This window comes from Aquabacterium sp. (genome assembly GCF_014378415.1).
Taxonomy (GTDB): Bacteria; Pseudomonadota; Gammaproteobacteria; order Burkholderiales; family Burkholderiaceae_C; genus Aquabacterium.
Map to the genome: position 1 here is coordinate 30,253 of NZ_JACMNS010000095.1, position 18,789 is coordinate 49,041.

Sequence of the window (18,789 nt, forward strand, 5' to 3'; positions counted from 1 at the left end):
CGGCGCAATGCGTCTACCCAGGCGCGCACGGCCTCACTGCTGCGAGGACGGCTCACTGAACTGGCCCATGGTCAGGCGCGTGAAATGCACGGTCAACCCGCCCAGATCGCCATACTGGATGGCGATGTCTTCGTTCAAGGGCAGCGTGAAACTGCCCGCGTAAGAACCAGTGATCACGGCCTGGCCCGCATGCAAGCCCTGCCCGCGGCTGCGCAAAAATTCGACCAACCAGTACAGCGGTGACCGAGGCAGGACGTTGGGATGGCGCCCCTTGTGCAGGCGCTCAGCGCCGGATGCCTGGCGCACGCGGATCGCCAGGTCAGTGGCAGCGCTGGACCAGACGGCATCGACCTCAGGGCCAAGGAACAAGCCCTGGTTGACCAGACCATCGGCCAGCTTCTCGGCAAAGCTGGCCTGGGCCGCCTCGGCAGGTGTGTAGCGGCCATCGATCAATTCAAGGGCGATGTGCGTGCGCGCGATCGCGTCGTCCACTTCTGCTTGGCTGTAGGGCGAGGCGCGTGCTGGCAAGTCTTGGCGCAGGATGAAGGCCAACTCGGGCTCCACCCGCACGCAACCATCTTGGGCAAAGACAGCGCAGGGGCTGCCCGTGTGAACCTTGTTGGCGTAGATGGGGGCGGCCGTCAAGCGGCCCTCCAGGGGCAACGCGCACTTCCAGGCGCCGATGCGCGCCGAAAGTTGTTGCGTGACCGCTGCCTGAACGTCAAAGGCCTCATCCAGGGATTGAGGGCGGCAACCCTCTGGCAGGCGAGCCCCTTGCTCACCGGACAAACGGCGTGCAGACAGGATGCGCGCGGCATCCATGGCTTTTGAAGGCGATCCCGTCATGCCCAATCCAGATCCCCCCAGGCGCAGGCTCACCGCTTGCTGGACAAGAGCAGCGAAGCCGCGCCCACCACGATGGCGCCCACGCTCAACCAAGTGGGAATGGCCACGGTTTCTTTCTGGCTCATGGACAGCTCAATGGGGCCGATTTTGGCGGCCTGATGCTCTTTGGTGTAGCTGACGCCGCCATACACCAAACCCAGCGTGCCCGCCACGATCAACACAATGCCAACGACCTTGACCGGATTCATGATGCAGATTTCTCCAGTGGAGGATGTGGTGCCAGAATCAGGCACAAGGCATCTTAAGTCATGCCATTCGCCCCCATAACCCCTCTGATCCAGCCGTGAACACCCATCCTCAGCTTCTGGCCATCACTGATCGCATCCGACTGCGCAGCACGGCCACGCGTCAGCGTTATCTGCAGGGCATTGAAGACGCCGGCAGGTCCAATCAATCGGGTCGAGCCCAGCTGGGCTGTACCAACCTGGCCCATGGCTATGCCGCCGCCGAGCCCGCCGACAAGATCTGGCTGCGCGAACAGCGCAAGCCCAACATCGCCATCGTCTCGTCCTACAACGACATGTTGTCGGCCCACCAACCACTACAGGCCTTTCCTGAATGGATCAAGCAGGCCGCGCGCGAAGCCGGCGCCACCGCACAGTTTGCCGGCGGCGTGCCCGCCATGTGCGATGGCGTCACGCAAGGCCGGCCCGGCATGGAGCTGTCGCTTTTTTCGCGCGACGTGATCGCCCTGTCCACGGCCGTGGCCTTGTCGCACAACATGTTCGATGCCGTGTTGTGCCTGGGCGTGTGCGACAAGATCGTGCCAGGCCTGTTGATCGGCGCCTTGAGCTTTGGCCACCTGCCCACCATCTTCGTGCCCGCTGGCCCCATGGGCACGGGTTTGCCCAATGCCGAAAAAGCCAAAGTCCGCCAGAAATTTGCGGCGGGCGAGATCGGCAAAGAGGCCTTGCTGGAGGCCGAGGAAAAGTCCTACCACTCGGCGGGCACCTGCACTTTTTACGGCACAGCCAACAGCAATCAAATGTTGATGGAAGTGATGGGACTGCACCTGCCCGGTGCCGCCTTTGTCTCGCCCAACACACCGCTGCGCGAAGCCCTGACGCGCGAGGCCGCGCGCCGCGTCGCCAGCATCACGCACCTGGGTGGCAACCACATCCCGCTGGGCAAGGTCATCGACGAAGAAGCCATCGTCAACGGCATCGTCGGCCTGCTGTCCACGGGCGGCTCCACCAACCACACCTTGCACCTGGTGGCCATTGCGCGGGCGGCAGGCATCATCATCGATTGGGATGACTTCGACCGCCTGTCGTCCGTGGTGCCGCTGCTGGCCCGCATCTACCCCAACGGCAACGCCGACGTCAACGAGTTCCACACCGCTGGCGGCATGGCCTTCCTGATCCGCGAATTGCTGGACGCCGGGCTGCTGCACTCTCAGGTGCTGACCGCCATGGGCCGGGGCCTGCACCACTACACGCAGACGCCCATGCTGCACAACGAGCTGGTTCATTGGCAGGCCGTGCCACCCGACAGCGGCAATGCCACCGTGCTGGTGCCCTTCTCCACGCCCTTCTCGCGAGACGGCGGGCTCAAGGTGCTGAATGGCAACCTGGGCCGATCGGTGATCAAGGTGTCCGCCGTCAAGCCAGAGCACCGCTTGATCGAAGCCCCCGCCGTGGTCTTTGACCAGCAGGAAGACCTGATCGAAGCCTACAAGCGCGGCGAGCTGGAGCGCAGCTTCGTGGCCGTGGTGCGCTTTCAGGGGCCGCGCGCCAATGGCATGCCCGAGCTTCATTCGCTCACGCCCACCCTGGCCAATCTGCAGGACAAGGGCTTCAACGTGGCCCTGGTCACCGACGGCCGCATGTCGGGTGCCTCGGGCAAGGTGCCTTCGGCCATCCACATCACGCCCGAAGTGCTGGCCGGTGGCCCGCTGGGCAAGGTGCGCGATGGCGACATCATCCGACTGGATGCCGAAGCCGGCACCCTGACCGCCTTGGTCGACGAGGCGGAATGGGCACTGCGTGAAACCCCCACGGCTGACCTGTCCGCCAACACTCACGGCAGTGGCCGCGAGCTGTTCGGCACCTTCCGCCATGCCGTCACCGGTGCCGAGCAAGGCGCCATGTCTTTTGGCTTCCCCCCCGACAATCCATGAGCAACAAAAACCACATGCTGGCGGCCGTGATGCGCCTGAGTCCCGTGATCCCCGTGCTGGTGATCAACCGCACCGCCGACGCCGTGCCCATCGCCCGCGCCTTGCTGGCGGGCGGCTTGAAGGTGCTGGAGATCACCTTGCGCACCCCCAACGCGCTGGAAGTGATCGAAACCCTGGCCAGAGAAGTGCCTGAAGCGGTGATCGCCGCAGGCACCGTGACCACCATCAAGCAATGGGATGACGTCGCGCGCGCGGGGGCCCAGTTCGCGGTCTCGCCGGGGCTGACCCCGGCATTGGCCCAGTTCGCCCACAAAGCGGCCATTCCGCTGCTGCCAGGGGTGGCCACGGCCAGCGAGTTGATGACCGCAATGGACGCGGGCTTTGAGTGCTTCAAGTTCTTCCCGGCTCAGCAAGCCGGTGGCGTCGCCATGCTCAAAGCCCTGGGCGGCCCTTTTGCCGACGCGCTGTTTTGCCCCACCGGCGGCATCACGGTCGAGACTGCACCCCATTTTCTGGCCTTGCCCAACGTGGCCTGCGTGGGCGGCTCGTGGCTGGCCCCGGCGTTATTGGTGGCAGCGGGCGACTGGTCGGCCATCGAGGTGCTGGCGCACGCATCCAGCGGGCTGGGCCGACTCACCTGCTAGGCCGCGATATCAAGCCGCCACCAGCAAGGTCTCGGCAAAGGGCCAGTCCTCGTCAATCCATTGGTCGGCCGAAGTGAATCCGGCCTGCGCGCTCATGGCCAGCACATCGGGCGCCAGGTACTTGCGGCTGATCTCGGTCCAGATGGTTTCGCCCGCCTCGAAGCCAATCGTTAGGCCCGCACCAGGGATGTCCACCGATTGCCTGATGCGAGACCTGATGTGCATCTCGATGGCGCTGGTCTCTGGATTGAAGCGCGCCTCGTGCTGGAACTGGCTGATGTCGAAATTGGCCCCCAGGTCATGGTTGATGCGCACCAGCAGGTTCAAGTTGAATGCTGCCGTGACGCCTAAAGCATCGTCGTAAGCCTTGATCAATGGCTGCAGGGGTTTGACCAGGTCAGTGCCCAGCAGTAGCGCATCACCAGGGCGCATCAACTTGCGCACCTCACACAGAAATCGCTGCGCATCGGGCCGCGCAAAATTGCCAATGGTGCTGCCCAGAAACAGCACCAGCATCGGCGATTCACCCTGGCGCATGGCCGCGACCTCTTGCAGGCCTGGCAGGTATTCGCGCTCGATGCCCAACACCTTCACCCCGACGATGTCGCTCAGCTCGCGGCTGCAATGCGCCAAGGCCGTTGCCGAGATCTCGATGGGGTAGTAGGTGCATGGTTGGCGCAGTGCGCAAGCCTCCAAGACCCAACGGGTCTTGCGACCACTGCCGCTGCCCAACTCCACCAACGTGCTCACGGGGCCCAAGCGGATCAACACGTCTTGGGCATGCGCCTTGATCAGGCGTTCGTCAGCGCGGGTCAGGCCGTATTCTGGCAAATGCGTGATGACCTCAAACAAGGCCGATCCAACCGCGTCGTACAGGTATTTGGATGGCAGGGTCTTCTGGGGTGATTGCGTCAAACCACCATAGACATCGGTGGCAAACGCATCGGCCTGAGCAGCGGTGGGTGCGGTGGGGTGGGTCATGCCTGTCTTTCTGTTGTCAGATCAGTCCGCACTGACGCAACGCAAACCTGCGTAGACGTGCTGGTAGTGCGCCTGAAACCAGTTGCGAAACGAGGGCCTGAGCATGCAGGCCGCGGTCCTGGGCGATCCGCCCTTCAAGACAAAGTGCTGTCCATCAAAAAAATCCTTGGAATACCCGGGGTAAAACGGAAATGCTTCAAAGCCATCGGCGGGCTGGAAAGCACTTCGGGTCCACTCCCAACCATTGCCGAACATGCCCACCACGCCAAAGGCGCTGACCTGTTGGCAGGCCTGAACGGGCTCGGGATCCCAACGGCGAAAGTTGGCGTTGCACTGCCCTTCTTGCACAGGCTGAGCCCCCAAGGCCGCCCGCATCCATTGCGCCTCCGTGGGCAAGGCCTTGCCAGCCCAACGCGCGTAGGCACTGGCTTCGGCATGACTGACGTACACCGGCCAATCCAAGGGCAAAGGCAGCTCCTGGTGCATGGCACGCAGCCACCAGCCGTCGCGCTCACAGCGCCAGAACGCAGGTTGCCTGATGCCTTGGCTTTCTCGCCAGGCCCAATCTTGTGGTTGCCAGAATTCAGAGCGCTCGTAGCCGCCATCGGTCATGAAGGCCAGGTACTGGCCATTGGTGACCATGTACTGGTCGATGGCAAAGGTCGGCACCGCGACCTCATGCGCGGGGAACTCGTTGTCCCAGCCAAACGCCTGCGCATTGCTGCGAGATTCACCCAGCATCACGCGCCCGGGCGGAATGCTAACCATGGCTGTTGGCATTGCTGACCGGGCAGGTGCCACCTGGGCGGCCAAAGGCGCTTCTGCTGCGTCTCGCGGTGAGCCCACCGGCAAGCGGTGCAGCATGTAGGTCAGCGTTTCGGCGTGCATCAAACGGTGCTCGATGGCCACGTTGAGCAAGCAGGCGACATCGAAATGCCGTCCACTGCCACCGGCCCACGGCCCTTGCCAGCTCACCGGCAGGGTGCCCATGAGTTCGTCCAGCGCTTCGCGAACCGAGAGCCTGTAAGCATGGATATCCTGCAGATTTGGCCAGTCGCCCGGCACATCTTGCGGAAAACCACTGCCCACCGGGTCAATGCCAAAGGCGAACAACTGGTTGAAGCCGGCATTGACAGACGCCGTGATCGCCCGCCTGGTGGTCAACAGGTTCCAGTCAAAGGCTTCCAGGTGCCCCAGGTAAAAAACGACGCGGTGCCGCTCGGCAATCGGCCGCTGGTACAAGACGTCGGGCGAGAGGCTGTCGAATAAAGCATCGGTAATGGACCGGGCTTCGTGCCAACGCGCCAGAAGCTTCGGCCGAACGTCAGGACGATCAAGGGCAATCAGTTCTTCGCGGTTCATGACACATGGGCAAAATCAGATGGCGCCCACGATAACCGAAGTACAGTTGCATTGTCGATGACAGGGGTCATCAGGAGGACAACATGAAAGCCATCTGGAACGGCGTGATCATCGCCGAAAGTGACGACATCGTGGTGGTTGAAGGCAACCATTACTTCCCCGAGAGCGCGCTCAAGCGCGAATACGTGCTGTCCAGCAATCGACGTACCATGTGCTCGTGGAAAGGCGAGGCCAGTTACTACACCTTGTTCGTGGATGGCGATGCCAACCAGGACGCGGTCTGGTACTACCCTGAGCCGAAAGAAGCCGCGCAAGAAATCAAAGGCCGGGTTGCCTTCATGCGCGGCGTCTCAGTCGAGGAGTGACCAGGCAGGGTCAGGCGGCCAGGGCCTTCTGGCCCGAAGGCGCTTCGGCCAGTTCGGTGTCGCGCCACTTGATCGAGCACCCGATGCTGGGGTATTGATCGCCGGGCCCATAGCCGTAATAGGCAATCAGGCGCATGGCATCGAACAATTCGCGAGGGGCGTCTTCAGGTGCGGGTTCGCGCCCCGAAGCGTCCAGGCGCCCACGGTAGTGCAGGCAACCCCCAGCGTCGAAGGCGTAAAAATCAGGGGTGCAAACGGCACCATAGGCGCGCGCCACTTCTTGCGTTTCGTCGTGCAGGTAGTGGAAAGGGAAATCCATCTCGGCAGCAAGGCGCTGCATGTTATCGAAGCTGTCCTCCGGGTAGGTAGAGTCGTCGTTCGAGTTGATGGCAATGGTGTTCACGCCCAGGGGCAGCAACTCGCGGGCATCGCGGATGATGCGTGGCAACACGGCCTTCACATAAGGGCAGTGGTTGCAGATGAAGATGACCAGCGTGCCATGCCGGCCAGACAACTCCTTGAGCGTGTGCATCTTGCCGTCCACGCCCTTGAGGCGGAATGGTGCAGCGTGCCAGCCAAGGTCAGCGATGGGGGTTGTCACGGCCATGAATATCTCCTTAACTCGTCGGTTGACAATTAAGCGACCATGCGCAGGTTGAGCACATGGTCAGCGATTCGGGCGATGTCGGTAAACACGCCGTCGGGGTGGGAATCTTCAATGGGTTGTCCGCCGTTGTAGCCATAGGGAACAGCCCAGGCAGCCACGCCAGCACGCTGAGCGGTCTCAACATCAATTGAGGAGTCGCCCACATGCGCTGAGCGTGATTTATCCACATTCAGCGCCGCAAGGCAATACTCAATCACCAAAGGATGGGGTTTTTTTTCTGCCAGGCTGTCCCCGCCCAGGACGATGGGGAAGAAAGGCGCCAGGCCGGTCACCTCCAGCACACGCTGGGCAAAACGCAGTTCCTTGTTGGTGACGCAGGCCAGGCGCACCCCGGCGGTGCGAAGCCGCTCCAGGCCGTCCAGGCAACCCGGGTACAGCTGGCTGTTGGTGCCCGTGGTGTCGTTGTAATGGCCCTCAAAACAATGCATGACGGCTTCGACGTCGAGGGTGTCCACCTTGGCCTCGCCCGCTTCCTTGGCTTGCTTGAGCAAGCCTTTCATCAGCTCGCGCGTGCCGTGGCCGATCAGCTTGGTGACATCGCCCAGCGGGCGCCGTGGCAAGCCGATTTCAGCGAGCGTGCGGTTGGCGGCCTCGGCGATCTCAAAGGCGGTATCGACCATGGTGCCGTCCAGGTCGAAGGTGATGAGTTGAATGGTCATGGTTGGGGCGCTGTCAGCGCATCTGTGCGCGGCGGATTTCCATCAGGCGCAGGATCATGGGGGTGAGGATGAGTTGCATGGCCAGGTCCATCTTGCCGCCAGGCACCACAATGGTGTTGGCGCGCGACATGAACGAGTCTGGCATCATCGACAGCAGATAGGGGAAGTCGATGCCACGCGGATTGCGGAAGCGGATCACCGTCATGCTCTCACCGGCCGTGGGCACGTCGCGGGCGATGAAGGGGTTGGACGTGTCCACCACCGGCACCCGCTGGAAGTTGATGTCGGTCTCGCCAAACTGCGGGCACACGTAATGCACGTAATCGTGCATGCGGCGCAGGATGGTGTCGGACACCGCGTCTTTGCTGTAGCCCCGGAACTTGGTGTCGCGGTGGATTTTTTGAATCCACTCCAGGTTGATGATGGGTACCACACCGATCTTCAGGTCAACGTGACGCACCAGGTCAACCTCGTCGGTCTTGACGCAGCCGTGCAGGCCTTCGTAGAACAGCACGTCGGCGTCCACGGAGGTGTCCGACCAGGGCGTGAAGGTGCCGGGCTCTTGCTGGTAAGGCAAAGCCTCGGCTTCGTTGTGCAGGTAGTAGCGGGTTTTGCAGCGGCCGGTTTCGCCATAGGCCTCGTACTGCTTGCCCAGCATCTCCCACTCGTTGGCCTTGGGGCCGAAGTGGCTCAGGGCGATGCCTTCGCGCTCGTACTCGGCCACCCGCACCTTCATTTCAGTGCGCGAGTAGCGGTGAAAGGCATCGCCTTCAATCACGGCCGGGGTGATGCCTTCGCGTCGAAAGATCGCGTCAAAGGTGCTCTTGACCGTGCTGGTGCCAGCGCCGCTGGAGCCGGTCACCACGATGATGGGGTGTTTGCGAGACATGCGCGTCGATCCCGATCAGGCTTGCGGTTGAACGAACAGTGAGCGCGTCTTGAACAACTGCCACGACACGTTTTCGTGCGGGTCGGCGTGGTAGCTGACGATGCGATCGACTTCTTCCTTCGAACCCAAGATGACGGGCACGCGTTGGTGCAAGGTGTCGGGCACCACCGCCAGCAGATCGTGCGTGCCGTTGACGGCGCGGCCACCGGCCTGCTCCACCAGCAAGGCCATCGGGGCAGCTTCGTACATGTGGCGCAGGCGGCCCGCCTTGCGCGGCTCGCGCTCATCGCGCGGGTACATGAACACGCCGCCGCGCGTCATGATGCGGTGCACTTCGGCCACCATGCTGGCCACCCAACGCATGTTGAAATCTTTGTGGCGGGGGCCGGATTCACCGGCGATGCATTCGGCCACGTAGCGCTGCACGGGCTTTTCCCAGAAGCGCTGGTTGGACGCGTTGATGGCGAACTCGCGCGTGGCCACGGGGATGCGCACCTCGGATTGGGTCAGCACCCAACGGGCCGGGCCATCGCCGTGCAAGGTGGTGCGGTCCAGGGTGAACATCTGCACGCCCTGGCGACAGGTCAGCACCATCACCGTGCAGGGGCCGTACAGCACATAACCGGCCGCCACCTGCTGTTGTCCGGGCTGCAAAAACCCCATCTCGCCCGGGGTGGTGCCACGGTAAGGGTGCGGCAACACCGAGAAGATCGTGCCCACCGAGATGTTGGCTTCGATGTTGGACGAGCCGTCAAGCGGATCAAACACCACCAGGTAGCGGCCTTGATTGCCATGCTCGTCGGACACGAAAGGCATCTCGTGCTCTTCACTGGCCCAACCAGCCACGTGTGGGCAAGCGGCCAAGGCCGCCGACAGCACGTCGTCGGCCATCACGTCCAACTTCTTCTGGTCTTCGCCTTGCGAGTTGCTGGACGACGCCAGGCCATGCGCCCCCGCCAATGCACCTTGGGCCGCGACCTCGCTGATGGCCGCACAAGCTTGCGCGATGGTCAGCAAGGTTTCGCTCAAAGCCTGGGCCACGTCGGCAGGCATGCCCGACAGGTTCAAGGCCAAGGCTTCGGTCAGTTCCACAGTGGACGTGGTGTTCATGGTGGTGGTCCTCTTTGAGTTGTTATGTTGGTGCTCGAACGATGAATCGTTCGATCAAGTCGTCGGCACGGCGAACAGGCGGCTGGATCGGATGTCGGCCACTTCGATGGTGGTCAAGTCATCACGGGTCAGCACGCGGTGCCGGTCTTCGAACAGGCGGCTGGCCTGGCGCAAGCGGGCTCGGTCCAGGGCATTGCGAACGCTGCGCGCGTTGGCAAAATGAGGTTGCTCCAGGCGGCGCCCCAGGTAATCGTCGAAAGCTTCGCGGGCGCCAGCACCAAAGGTGTAATGCTGCTGGCCGAGCATCTTGTCGGCGATGCTGAGCAACTCGGGCGTGGCGTAGTCGGGAAAATCCAGGTGGTGCGCAATGCGCGATGACATGCCCGGGTTGCTCTGGAAGAAGTGATCCATGCGGTCCTTGTAGCCCGCCAGGATCACGACCAGGTCGTCGCGCTGGTTTTCCATCACCTGCAGCAGGATCTCGATGGCCTCCTGCCCGTAGTCGCGCTCGTTCTCGGGCTTGTAGAGGTAATAGGCCTCGTCGATGAAGAGCACGCCGCCCATCGCCTTCTTGAGCACTTCCTTCGTCTTGGGGGCCGTGTGGCCGATGTACTGGCCGACCAAGTCATCGCGCGTCACGGCCACGAGGTGGCCTTTGCGCACATAGCCCAGGCGGTGCAGGATCTCGGCCATGCGCAAGGCCACCGTGGTCTTGCCGGTACCGGGGTTGCCGGTGAAGCACATGTGCAGCGAGGGGCTCTGCGCCGTCAGGCCAAAGCCCGAACGCAGCTTGTCGATCACCAGCAAGGCCGCGATGTCGCGGATGCGGGTCTTGACCGGGGCCAGGCCCACGAGGTCGCGGTCCAGCTCGTCCATCACATCGTCGATGCGGCTTTGGGCAAGCACCTCGGCCACGGTGCGCGGCACGGACGCCGCCTCGGCGGGCTGCGCCGTTGCAGCCACGGGCGTGGTCACCACAGGCGCATCGGCCTGGGCGCGGTGGGCGGTACTGCCGGGGATGTTGTAGAGCGGCGCGTTCATGGGCTTGGTCAGACGTCAGTCGCCTTGCGCTGTGTAGCGCTCGCCTTCGGGCTCGCCCAAAGCATAGGCGCTCATGGTGTAGCGCACCGAACGGCCATCCACCTCATGCCGCTCCAGCCGGAAGCCAGGCTCCTTCTTGGGGCGGTTGACCATGAAGGACATCACGATGGTTTCGACGCCACGGGTGGAATCAAATGCCATCAGGCGGATGTAGTGGCCACGGCCAAAGGTATCGCGGCAGGCCTTCAATTCGGTCATGACACCAGCGGCATCTTTCAGGTCAAACATGGGGTTGCCATACATCTCCCAATAGGTGTTGCGCGGGTGTGGGTCGTCGGTGTATTCCACGCTCCAGGCGTAGCCTTTGCGCAGGCCGTATTCGATCTGCAGCGCGATCTCTTCGTCGCTCAGGTCGGGCAGAAAGCTGAACTGGCCTTGCGTGAGGCGGCCGGTGGGGTTGGTCATCATGGTGGTGTTCTCCTTGCCCTGCTTTAGTTAGAGACGCCAGGCGTCACGGCGTAGTCGGACGTGTCGGTCGAGGCGTAGTTGAAGGTGATGTCACCCCAGGTGTCGAGCGCCTGCTTCAAGGGCGTGCAGAACTGAGCGGCCTTGCGCAAGATGTCCGGGCCCTCGTTGAGGATGTCGCGGCCCTCGTTGCGCGCTTTGACCATGCATTCCAGCGCCACGCGGTTGGCCACGGCGCCAGCCTGGATGCCGGCCGGGTGGCCGATGGTGCCGCCGCCGAACTGCAGCACCACGTCATCGCCGAACAGGTGAATCAACTGGTGCATCTGGCCAGCGTGGATGCCGCCCGAGGCCACAGGCATCACCTTCTTCAGGTCGGCCCAGTCCTGGTCAAAGAACAGGCCGCGCGGCAGGTCGGTGTGGGTGTAACTGTCGCGGCAGACGTTGTAGTAGCCCTGCACGGTCATCGGATCGCCTTCCAGCTTGCCCACGGCGGTGCCGGTGTGCAGGTGGTCGCAACCGGCCAAGCGCAGCCACTTGGCGATCACGCGGAAGCTCACGCCGTGGTTCTTTTGGCGTGTGTAGGTGCCATGCCCTGCGCGGTGCATGTGCAGGATCATGTCGTTCTTGCGGCACCAGTTCGACATGGACTGGATGGCCGTGTAGCCAATCACCAGATCGACCATGACGATGACCGAGCCCAGATTCTTGGCGAACTCGGCGCGCTCGTACATGTCTTCCATCGTGCCAGCGGTCACGTTCAGGTAACTGCCTTTGACCTCGCCGGTGGCGGCACTGGCCTTGTTGACCGCGTCCATCACGAAGAGGAAGCGGTCACGCCAGTGCATGAAGGGTTGCGAGTTGATGTTCTCGTCGTCCTTCATGAAGTCCAGGCCGCCCTTCAGGCCCTCGTACACCACGCGGCCATAGTTGCGGCCAGACAGGCCCAGCTTGGGCTTGGTGGTGGCGCCCAACAAGGGGCGACCGAACTTGTCCAGGCGCTCGCGCTCGACCACCAGGCCGGTCGGCGGGCCCTTGAAGGTCTTCACGTAGGCGACCGGCAAGCGGATGTCTTCCAAGCGCGCGGCCTTCAATGGCTTGAAGCTGAACACATTGCCGATCAGGCTGGCCGTCAGATTGGCGATCGAGCCTTCTTCAAACAAGATCAGGTCGTAGGCCACGTAGGCGAAGTACTGGCCCGGGTTGTTGGGCACGGGCTCAACCTTATAGGCCTTGGCGCGGTAGCTGTCGCAAGCGGTCAGGCGGTCGGTCCACACCACCGTCCAGGTGGCGGTGGATGACTCACCAGCAACGGCAGCAGCGGCTTCGATGGCGTCAACGCCGTCTTGCGGGGTGATGCGGAACAGACAGAGGACGTCGGTGTCCTTGGGCTGGTAGTCGGAATCCCAATAACCCATCTGGCGGTACTTGAGCACGCCGGCGCTGTAGCGCTTTTTCTGGTCGGTGATCTGATCGGCGTTCACGACGCCGGCTTCCACTGGTTTGTTCATGTTGAATCCTCTGTGGGAATGGAGAAAAAGCGAAAGAAGCGAAGGGTTCCAACCCAATGTAGGACCCACCACAGATAAGGTAAATTCAGTTAATATTTATATTCACTTAAGGCATTGCTTAATGAGAAGCGTGACTTTTAGGCAATTAAGGGTCTTCACCGAGGTCGCCCGGCAGCTCAGCTTCAGCCGCGCGGCCGAGGTTTTGCACCTCTCGCCCCCTGCGGTGACCATGCAGGTCAAGGAGCTGGAAGGCCATGTCGGCATGCCCCTGTTCGAGCGCCATGGCCGCCATATCCAACTGACCATGGGGGGCGAGTACTTCCTGGTCTACGCCAAACGTTTGCTTTCAACTTTGAAGGATGCCAACAACGTCATGGCCCGATTCAAGGGGGTCCAGACGGGGGTGTTAACCATTGGTCTGATCAGTACAGCGGGTTATTTCCTGCCGCAACTGCTGGCGCGATTTCACGCAGAACATCCGGGCGTAGACGTGAAACTGGACGTGACCCGCGACATCACCAAGCTGATGGCGCGCATGCACAGCAACGAAATCGACCTGGCTGTGATGGGCCGCCCGCCCAAGGAATACGCCATGCGCGCCGAACCTTTCGCCGGGCATGCCATGGTGTTCGTGTGCCCACCAGGCCACCCCTTGCTCGGCGTAGGCCACCCGCCACTCAATGCCCTGATGAACCATTCGCTGATCGCGCGCGAGGTCGGGTCCGAGGTCCGCGAGGTGCTGGACAACTACCTCAAGCACCACCAGATGGCGCCCCGCATCGGCATGGAAATCGCCAGCAACGAGACCATCAAGGCGGCCGTCACAGCGGGGTTGGGCATCGGCTTCTTATCGCTGCACGCGGTGGCGCCCGAACTGCGCAATGGCTTGCTGCACATCGTTGATTTTGAAGACACCCCCTTGATGCGCACCTGGAACATCGTGCACGAGGTGTCCAAGGTGCTGTCACCGGCCGCCGAGGCGTTCCGCTACTTTGTGCTGGAGCATGCGGAAAACATCATGGGCGCGCAGGATTCGACTTTGCTGGGGCACCAAAGCGGCATAATCTGACAACCATTCCGGCCACATCCCTCCCCTCTCTTGAAGGAAAAACCATGACTCGTGAAGTCGTTTTTGTGGGCGCCGCCCGCACCGCCATCGGCACCTTCGGCGGTTCACTCAAGGAAGTGCCTCCGGCCGACCTGGGCGCCTTGGTCATCAAGACCGCGCTGGAACGCGCTGGCGTGCAGCCCAAAGATGTGGGCCACGTGGTCCTGGGCAATGTGATCCCCTCCGTGCCGCAAGACGCCTACATCAGCCGCGTGGCCGCGCTGAACGCCGGCGTGCCTCAAGAGACCCCCGCCTTCAACGTGAACCGCCTGTGCGGATCGGGCTTGCAGGCCGTGATATCCGCCGCCCAATCCATCCTGCTTGGGGACTGCGAGGTGGCCATCGGCGCCGGTGCTGAATCGATGAGCCGCGGCGCCTACCTGGTCACCAGCAACCGCTGGGGCGCGCGCATGGGCGATGTCAAGATGCTGGACTTCGTGCTCGGCGCCCTGCACGACCCGCGCAAGCACATGCACATGGGCATCACCGCCGAGAACGTGGCCGCCCGCTACGACATCACCCGCGAACAGCAAGACGCCTATTCCGTCCAGAGCCAACAGCGCGCTGCTGCCGCGATTGAAGCCGGCTACTTCAAGGAACAAATCGTTGCGGTTGAGTTGCAAACCCGCAAGGGCACCACGCTGTTCGACACCGACGAGCACGTGAAGGGCGACACCACCCTTGAGACCCTGGGCAAGATGAAGCCCGCCTTCAAGAAGGAAGAAGGCACCGTGACCGCTGGCAACGCCTCCGGCCTGAACGATGGCGCCGCCGCCGTGGTCATGGCCAGCGCCGAGAAGGCCAAGGAACTGGGCCTCAAGCCCCTGGCGCGCCTGGTGTCCTACGGCCATGCAGGTGTCGAGCCCGAGTACATGGGCATTGGCCCTGTGCCCGCGTCCAAGGCTGCGCTGGCCCGGGCCGGCCTGACCGTGGCCGACATGGACGTGATCGAGTCCAACGAAGCCTTTGCCGCCCAGGCCTGCGCCGTGTCCAAGGAAATGGGCTTCCCCAACGAGAAGACCAACCCCAATGGCTCGGGCATCTCGCTGGGCCATCCGGTGGGCGCCACGGGTGCCATCCTGGTGACCAAGGCTTTGTACGAGCTGCAACGCATCAAGGGCCGCTATGCCCTGATCACGATGTGCATTGGCGGCGGCCAAGGCATTGCGATGATCATTGAGCGCATCTGATTGAATTGATGACGCCCGGTTGACTTTCGCAAGTCACCCCCAAAAAGCCCGAGTGCGCCTCGCCCCTCGGGCTTTTTTCATGGGGCCTTGGCTTTGGGGGGTTTGCGCTTGACGGCTTTGGACTTGGGCAACGGCAAGGCATCGGCGGTGGCCTGGAACACGCGCTGCAAAAGCTGTGGATCGTCGATCTCGTCGCCAATGCGGAAGTACAGCTTGGCGCCAGGGTAAGGCGGGTGCTCGGACACGGTGCCCAGCACGGCCACCTTCTTGCGCGAAATGCGGCCGCCCAGGATGGACTGCTCGCAGAGGTAGTCGACGAAGCTTTGGCTGGTGGCCATGGCTTTGCCTCAGCTATGCTTTTTGAGCAGCAAGCGCGATTGCGCCGACCGCAAGAGGGCTCGTGAGTACAGGCGGTGGAAGCCTTTGAGGGCTTGGAACTCCAAACCATAAGTGGCTTGCCCGGAACCGCGGTCTACCTTGGGAAGGAAGGCCGAGCCGAAATACAAGCGTGTGCTGCCAGGGTTGCCGCCCTCGTCCGCCACGCTCATCAACCATGACCTGGTGCGACCCATGAAATCGCAGAGCAGCAATTGGTTCGCGCTTCGTGCCTCCACGCGCCAGGCCGCGAACGCTTCAACGTCCCCGGCCGCCAGCTGCCTGGCCTGCTGGTCCGTGGAGGGCTTTGACACGAGCGATGCCAATATGAAACGCTCGACCTTGAACAACCCGGTGGTGTAGAAGGTCTCGACAAACTCGGCCTGCGAGACGTGGCCTGGCACATCCACGAAATAGCAGTCCGTGTACACGCCCTGCTCTTTGTATTGGTTGAGCAATGCCGCTGGGGGTAGCTCACCAAGTTGCACGGTTTTCATGGATCGATTCTCCGATCAGTGTCCTCAACCGGGAATCTCCGGCTCGACCAATTGGATCAGCAAGGTCAGCGACTCTTGCCAGCCCAGGTAGCAACCTTCGGTGGGGATGATCGCCGGGATGCCTTCCTGCACCACGCTCAACTCGGTGCCGCAAGACACTTGTTTCAAAGTGACCGTGGTCTGCATTTCGCCGGGCAGGTTCGGGTCGTCGAACACGGCCGTGTAGCGAAGGCGTTCGTGGGGCACCAGCTCCAGGTATTGGCCACCAAATGAATGGCTGTGGCCCGTGCTGAAATTGGTGAACGACATCTTGTAGCTGCCCCCCACCTTGGCGTCCATCTGGTGGACATGGCCGGTGAAGCCGTGTGGGGGCAGCCATTTGGCCATGGCGTCGGCATTGAGGAAAGCACGGTAGAGGCGCTCCGGGGTGGTGCGGATGACGCGATGGAGGCGCACGGTATGGGTGGTGCTCATGCTGAAGATCCTTCCTAAAAACAGAGGACGGCCCTCTGAAATCACAACGAATGAGCGCACCCGAAATCGACACGCGGCCCAATCAAGCGGGATTCTCTGCCGAAAGGTGCACCGCCAACCACAGGGCACCTTCCGAGGGGCGCACCGATCAACCGCCCTGAGTGTCACGGATTTTTCGGCCACCGCCATCCAGGCTTCGCCTTGAACCAGGAGCACCCATCCGTCCTGGTCCTGAACACACTCTTTTGGCGTGGCGCGCGAGGCGCTGATGACGCGCCCAATGAGCAGATTTCGGCGGCTCAAGATCGCAGCCATGCGCCTACTGACTCAGTTGTCAGGTCAGCCATGGGCCATCCAGTTGATTCGGCACGTCCTGACGAGATAATGCAGCGTTGGGACCAGACGCGCACTTCGTGAAGCACGGGTTATTGGGGTAGCCAAGTGGGTGGCCAGATGCACAAATCAGCAAAACTCATACAAAAACATCAATGAATTCAACGTGCTAAAGAAATCATGAAACTCGCCACCTGGAACGTCAACTCCCTGACCGTGCGCCTGCCGCAATTGCTGGACTGGCTGGCCGCCAACCCCGTGGACGTCATCGTCCTGCAAGAGACCAAGCAGACCGATGACAAGTTCCCTTTGGCGGAACTGGCAGCCGCCGGCTACCAAGCCCACTGCTTTGGCCAGAAAACCTACAACGGCGTGGCCCTGTTGACCCGCGACAGCGTCGACAGCACCACGGTGCTCAAGAACATCCCCGGCTTCGATGACGAACAGGCCCGCGTGATCGTCGGCACCGTGGCCCACGCCACCTTGGGATCGGTCCGCGTGGTGGGCGGTTACTTCCCCAACGGCCAAGCGCCCGACAGCGACAAGTTCGTCTACAAAATGCGCTGGCTGGAAGCGCTCAACCAATGGCTCAAACAGGAGCTGGTCAAGCACCCCCATTTGGTCCTCATGGGCGACTTCAACATCGCGCCCACCGACGCCGATGTCTACGACCCTGTGGCCTGGGCCGGCCAGATCCATTGCACGCCGCAAGAACGCGAGCACTTCCAAAGGTTGGTGGGCCTGGGCATGATTGACGCTTTCAGGCTGTTCGACCAAGCGCCCAAGCCCTGGAGCTGGTGGGACTACCGCAACTTGGCCTTCCGAAAAAATCAAGGCTTGCGCATTGACCACATCCTGGTCAGCGATGCGCTCAAGTCACGCGTCACCGCTTGCGTGATCGACAAGGTACCGCGCAAGAACGAACGCCCCAGTGACCACGCACCGGTGATCGTCACGCTCGCCTGATCAGCCTTCCAGCATCCGCCTGAAGGGGGTCGGCAAGCCGATCGAGGCCAATTCGGTCAGGGGCACCCAGCGGCCCGCGATGTCGATGTCAGCATCGCTGCCGTGAGGCATCACAGCCTCTTTCAAAGCCTTGGCGCTGACCGACCGCAGCGGGTGCAAACGCCAGTCCAGGTGGGTCAGCACATGGTTGACGACGGGTTGGGCTTCGGGTGGGGGCAGGCCCAAAGCCAAAGCCGCCGCCAGCAAATCGGCCTCGCTGTCAAACAAAGGCAAGGTCCACAAGCTGGCCCACACGCCCTTGCCCGGGCGCTGCACCAACCACACCGCGCCACGGTGCTCCACCCACAGGCACCAACTCTCGCGCTTGCTGCGCTTGAGCTTGCGCGTCTTGACCGGATAGGCCTCCGGTTCGCCCAGCACGCGGGCCCGGCACAGGTCGACCCAGGGACACATCAGGCAGGATGGCTTGCGCTGTGTGCACACCGTCGCGCCCAAATCCATCAGCCCTTGGGTGTACGAAGGCATGTCCTTGCCCTGCAGCGGCAAGACCACCTCAGCCGCCTGCCACAACGCTTTTTCGTGGACCGACATGGCCAGATCCTGCCCCCAGGCCATGACCCGCGTCAGCACTCGCTTCACGTTGCCATCCAGGATGGTGGCGCGCTCGTCAAAACAGAACGACGCGATGGCCGCCGCCGTGGAGCGGCCAATGCCCGGCAAGGTCTCCAGCAGCTCGGCCGTGGCAGGAAACTGTCCGCCGTGCTTGCTCATCACGGCTTGCGCGCATTTGTGCAGATTGCGGGCTCGGGTGTAGTAACCCAGTCCAGCCCACAGCGTCAGCACATCGTCCAAAGGTGCAGCGGCCAACGCGGCCACATCCGCAAAGCGCGTCAGGAATCGGTCAAAGTACACCAGCACGGTGCTGACCTGGGTCTGCTGCAGCATGATCTCCGAGAGCCAGACGCGGTAGGGATCGCGCACGCCCTGCCATGGCAGATGGTGCCGCCCCTCAAGCCGTTGCCACGCCACGAGGCGGTCAGCCAGATCAGGTGTGAGCGCTTGGGCCCGTTGCTGCAACTCGTGTGAAGAATCGGCCATCAACAAGGCGGCGGCTTGGGCAACCTGCC

General features: G+C 62.4%; 21 protein-coding genes. 6 read left to right on the forward strand and 15 right to left on the reverse strand.

Going from position 1 to position 18,789, the window contains the following annotated elements:
• Positions 1 to 33: 33 nt before the first annotated feature.
• A complete protein-coding gene (locus H7225_RS08455) occupies positions 34 to 846 on the reverse strand; it encodes a fumarylacetoacetate hydrolase family protein (protein ID WP_290660766.1) in 813 nt (270 codons plus the stop codon).
• A 29-nt stretch (positions 847 to 875) separates the two neighbouring features.
• The gene (locus H7225_RS08460; protein ID WP_290660768.1) at positions 876 to 1,094 is read right to left on the reverse strand and encodes a hypothetical protein; all 219 of its coding nucleotides are present in this window, start codon (positions 1,092 to 1,094) and stop codon (positions 876 to 878) included.
• A 95-nt stretch (positions 1,095 to 1,189) separates the two neighbouring features.
• Between H7225_RS08460 and edd the strand changes: the two genes are divergently transcribed.
• Together edd and eda are read left to right on the forward strand one after the other, a co-directional pair.
• Positions 1,190 to 3,025 carry a phosphogluconate dehydratase gene (gene edd / locus H7225_RS08465; protein ID WP_290660770.1) on the forward strand — a complete coding sequence of 612 codons (1,836 nt, stop codon included), beginning with the start codon at positions 1,190 to 1,192 and terminating at the stop codon, positions 3,023 to 3,025.
• Entirely contained in the window at positions 3,022 to 3,669 is a 648-nt protein-coding gene (eda, locus tag H7225_RS08470) for a bifunctional 4-hydroxy-2-oxoglutarate aldolase/2-dehydro-3-deoxy-phosphogluconate aldolase (protein WP_290660772.1), read from the forward strand. Before edd ends, eda begins: the two co-directional genes overlap by 4 nt.
• A gap of 9 nt (positions 3,670 to 3,678) precedes the next feature.
• Here eda and egtD read toward each other — a convergent pair whose 3' ends face one another.
• Both egtD and H7225_RS08480 read right to left on the reverse strand, forming a co-directional pair.
• Positions 3,679 to 4,650: an L-histidine N(alpha)-methyltransferase gene (gene egtD / locus H7225_RS08475; RefSeq protein WP_290660773.1), complete on the reverse strand. Its 972-nt coding sequence runs from the start codon at positions 4,648 to 4,650 to the stop codon at positions 3,679 to 3,681.
• 21 nt (positions 4,651 to 4,671) lie between these two features.
• Positions 4,672 to 6,012, reverse strand: a complete 1,341-nt coding sequence (locus tag H7225_RS08480) for an SUMF1/EgtB/PvdO family nonheme iron enzyme (protein WP_290660775.1) — start codon at positions 6,010 to 6,012, stop codon at positions 4,672 to 4,674.
• Positions 6,013 to 6,095: 83 nt separating this feature from the next.
• On the opposite strand from H7225_RS08480, the gene H7225_RS08485 reads away from it, so the two are divergent.
• Entirely contained in the window at positions 6,096 to 6,377 is a 282-nt protein-coding gene (locus H7225_RS08485; protein ID WP_290660777.1) for a DUF427 domain-containing protein, read from the forward strand.
• Between the two features lie 10 nt (positions 6,378 to 6,387).
• Here the strand turns inward: H7225_RS08485 and H7225_RS08490 are convergent, their stop codons facing one another.
• From H7225_RS08490 to H7225_RS08520, 7 genes are read right to left on the reverse strand one after another with little or no spacing between them, the layout of a single operon-like run.
• On the reverse strand, positions 6,388 to 6,984 hold the full coding sequence (locus tag H7225_RS08490) for a thioredoxin family protein (protein ID WP_290660779.1): 597 nt from the start codon (positions 6,982 to 6,984) through the stop codon (positions 6,388 to 6,390).
• Positions 6,985 to 7,013: 29 nt separating this feature from the next.
• Complete coding sequence (gene gph, locus H7225_RS08495; protein WP_290660781.1) at positions 7,014 to 7,703, reverse strand: phosphoglycolate phosphatase; 690 nt, start codon at positions 7,701 to 7,703, stop codon at positions 7,014 to 7,016.
• Between the two features lie 13 nt (positions 7,704 to 7,716).
• Entirely contained in the window at positions 7,717 to 8,592 is an 876-nt protein-coding gene (locus tag H7225_RS08500; RefSeq protein ID WP_290660783.1) for a phosphoribulokinase, read from the reverse strand.
• A 15-nt stretch (positions 8,593 to 8,607) separates the two neighbouring features.
• Positions 8,608 to 9,702 (reverse strand): class 1 fructose-bisphosphatase, encoded by a 1,095-nt coding sequence (locus tag H7225_RS08505; RefSeq protein ID WP_290660785.1) that lies wholly within the window; start codon positions 9,700 to 9,702, stop codon positions 8,608 to 8,610.
• A 54-nt stretch (positions 9,703 to 9,756) separates the two neighbouring features.
• Positions 9,757 to 10,743, reverse strand: a complete 987-nt coding sequence (cbbX, locus tag H7225_RS08510; protein WP_290660787.1) for a CbbX protein — start codon at positions 10,741 to 10,743, stop codon at positions 9,757 to 9,759.
• A gap of 15 nt (positions 10,744 to 10,758) precedes the next feature.
• Positions 10,759 to 11,211 carry a ribulose bisphosphate carboxylase small subunit gene (locus H7225_RS08515; RefSeq protein WP_290660789.1) on the reverse strand — a complete coding sequence of 151 codons (453 nt, stop codon included), beginning with the start codon at positions 11,209 to 11,211 and terminating at the stop codon, positions 10,759 to 10,761.
• 23 nt (positions 11,212 to 11,234) lie between these two features.
• Positions 11,235 to 12,719 (reverse strand): form I ribulose bisphosphate carboxylase large subunit, encoded by a 1,485-nt coding sequence (locus tag H7225_RS08520; RefSeq protein ID WP_290660791.1) that lies wholly within the window; start codon positions 12,717 to 12,719, stop codon positions 11,235 to 11,237.
• Between the two features lie 121 nt (positions 12,720 to 12,840).
• Between H7225_RS08520 and H7225_RS08525 the strand changes: the two genes are divergently transcribed.
• Together H7225_RS08525 and H7225_RS08530 are read left to right on the forward strand one after the other, a co-directional pair.
• Entirely contained in the window at positions 12,841 to 13,788 is a 948-nt protein-coding gene (locus H7225_RS08525; protein ID WP_290660793.1) for a LysR family transcriptional regulator, read from the forward strand.
• 44 nt (positions 13,789 to 13,832) lie between these two features.
• A complete protein-coding gene (locus H7225_RS08530) occupies positions 13,833 to 15,017 on the forward strand; it encodes an acetyl-CoA C-acyltransferase family protein (RefSeq protein ID WP_290660795.1) in 1,185 nt (394 codons plus the stop codon).
• Positions 15,018 to 15,094: 77 nt separating this feature from the next.
• On the opposite strand, the gene H7225_RS08535 is transcribed toward H7225_RS08530, so the two are convergent.
• Genes H7225_RS08535 through H7225_RS08545 form a run of 3 tightly spaced genes read right to left on the reverse strand, consistent with a single transcriptional unit; the run spans position 15,095 to position 16,363 of the window.
• The gene (locus tag H7225_RS08535; RefSeq protein WP_290660796.1) at positions 15,095 to 15,355 is read right to left on the reverse strand and encodes a hypothetical protein; all 261 of its coding nucleotides are present in this window, start codon (positions 15,353 to 15,355) and stop codon (positions 15,095 to 15,097) included.
• 9 nt (positions 15,356 to 15,364) lie between these two features.
• Positions 15,365 to 15,889, reverse strand: coding sequence for a hypothetical protein (locus tag H7225_RS08540; protein ID WP_290660798.1), 525 nt, complete (start codon positions 15,887 to 15,889; stop codon positions 15,365 to 15,367).
• Between the two features lie 24 nt (positions 15,890 to 15,913).
• On the reverse strand, positions 15,914 to 16,363 hold the full coding sequence (locus tag H7225_RS08545; protein WP_290660800.1) for an SRPBCC family protein: 450 nt from the start codon (positions 16,361 to 16,363) through the stop codon (positions 15,914 to 15,916).
• 513 nt (positions 16,364 to 16,876) lie between these two features.
• Here H7225_RS08545 and xth point away from each other — a divergent pair.
• Positions 16,877 to 17,662 carry an exodeoxyribonuclease III gene (xth, locus tag H7225_RS08550; RefSeq protein WP_290660805.1) on the forward strand — a complete coding sequence of 262 codons (786 nt, stop codon included), beginning with the start codon at positions 16,877 to 16,879 and terminating at the stop codon, positions 17,660 to 17,662.
• Here the strand turns inward: xth and mutY are convergent, their stop codons facing one another.
• Positions 17,663 to 18,760 carry an A/G-specific adenine glycosylase gene (gene mutY / locus H7225_RS08555; RefSeq protein WP_290660837.1) on the reverse strand — a complete coding sequence of 366 codons (1,098 nt, stop codon included), beginning with the start codon at positions 18,758 to 18,760 and terminating at the stop codon, positions 17,663 to 17,665.
• Between the last annotated feature and the right edge of the window lie 29 nt (positions 18,761 to 18,789).

Excerpts from the sequence above, each read along its gene's own strand:
- H7225_RS08455 (WP_290660766.1), bottom strand. The coding sequence starts at position 846 with ATGACGGGATCGCCTTCAAAAGCCATGGATGCCGCGCGCATCCTGTCT.
- H7225_RS08460 (WP_290660768.1), bottom strand. The coding sequence starts at position 1,094 with ATGAATCCGGTCAAGGTCGTTGGCATTGTGTTGATCGTGGCGGGCACG.
- eda (WP_290660772.1), top strand. The coding sequence starts at position 3,022 with ATGAGCAACAAAAACCACATGCTGGCGGCCGTGATGCGCCTGAGTCCC.
- egtD (WP_290660773.1), bottom strand. The coding sequence starts at position 4,650 with ATGACCCACCCCACCGCACCCACCGCTGCTCAGGCCGATGCGTTTGCC.
- H7225_RS08480 (WP_290660775.1), bottom strand. The coding sequence starts at position 6,012 with ATGAACCGCGAAGAACTGATTGCCCTTGATCGTCCTGACGTTCGGCCG.
- H7225_RS08485 (WP_290660777.1), top strand. The coding sequence starts at position 6,096 with ATGAAAGCCATCTGGAACGGCGTGATCATCGCCGAAAGTGACGACATC.
- H7225_RS08490 (WP_290660779.1), bottom strand. The coding sequence starts at position 6,984 with ATGGCCGTGACAACCCCCATCGCTGACCTTGGCTGGCACGCTGCACCA.
- gph (WP_290660781.1), bottom strand. The coding sequence starts at position 7,703 with ATGACCATTCAACTCATCACCTTCGACCTGGACGGCACCATGGTCGAT.
- H7225_RS08500 (WP_290660783.1), bottom strand. The coding sequence starts at position 8,592 with ATGTCTCGCAAACACCCCATCATCGTGGTGACCGGCTCCAGCGGCGCT.
- H7225_RS08505 (WP_290660785.1), bottom strand. The coding sequence starts at position 9,702 with ATGAACACCACGTCCACTGTGGAACTGACCGAAGCCTTGGCCTTGAAC.
- cbbX (WP_290660787.1), bottom strand. The coding sequence starts at position 10,743 with ATGAACGCGCCGCTCTACAACATCCCCGGCAGTACCGCCCACCGCGCC.
- H7225_RS08515 (WP_290660789.1), bottom strand. The coding sequence starts at position 11,211 with ATGATGACCAACCCCACCGGCCGCCTCACGCAAGGCCAGTTCAGCTTT.
- H7225_RS08520 (WP_290660791.1), bottom strand. The coding sequence starts at position 12,719 with ATGAACAAACCAGTGGAAGCCGGCGTCGTGAACGCCGATCAGATCACC.
- H7225_RS08525 (WP_290660793.1), top strand. The coding sequence starts at position 12,841 with ATGAGAAGCGTGACTTTTAGGCAATTAAGGGTCTTCACCGAGGTCGCC.
- H7225_RS08530 (WP_290660795.1), top strand. The coding sequence starts at position 13,833 with ATGACTCGTGAAGTCGTTTTTGTGGGCGCCGCCCGCACCGCCATCGGC.
- H7225_RS08535 (WP_290660796.1), bottom strand. The coding sequence starts at position 15,355 with ATGGCCACCAGCCAAAGCTTCGTCGACTACCTCTGCGAGCAGTCCATC.
- H7225_RS08540 (WP_290660798.1), bottom strand. The coding sequence starts at position 15,889 with ATGAAAACCGTGCAACTTGGTGAGCTACCCCCAGCGGCATTGCTCAAC.
- H7225_RS08545 (WP_290660800.1), bottom strand. The coding sequence starts at position 16,363 with ATGAGCACCACCCATACCGTGCGCCTCCATCGCGTCATCCGCACCACC.
- xth (WP_290660805.1), top strand. The coding sequence starts at position 16,877 with ATGAAACTCGCCACCTGGAACGTCAACTCCCTGACCGTGCGCCTGCCG.
- mutY (WP_290660837.1), bottom strand. The coding sequence starts at position 18,760 with ATGGCCGATTCTTCACACGAGTTGCAGCAACGGGCCCAAGCGCTCACA.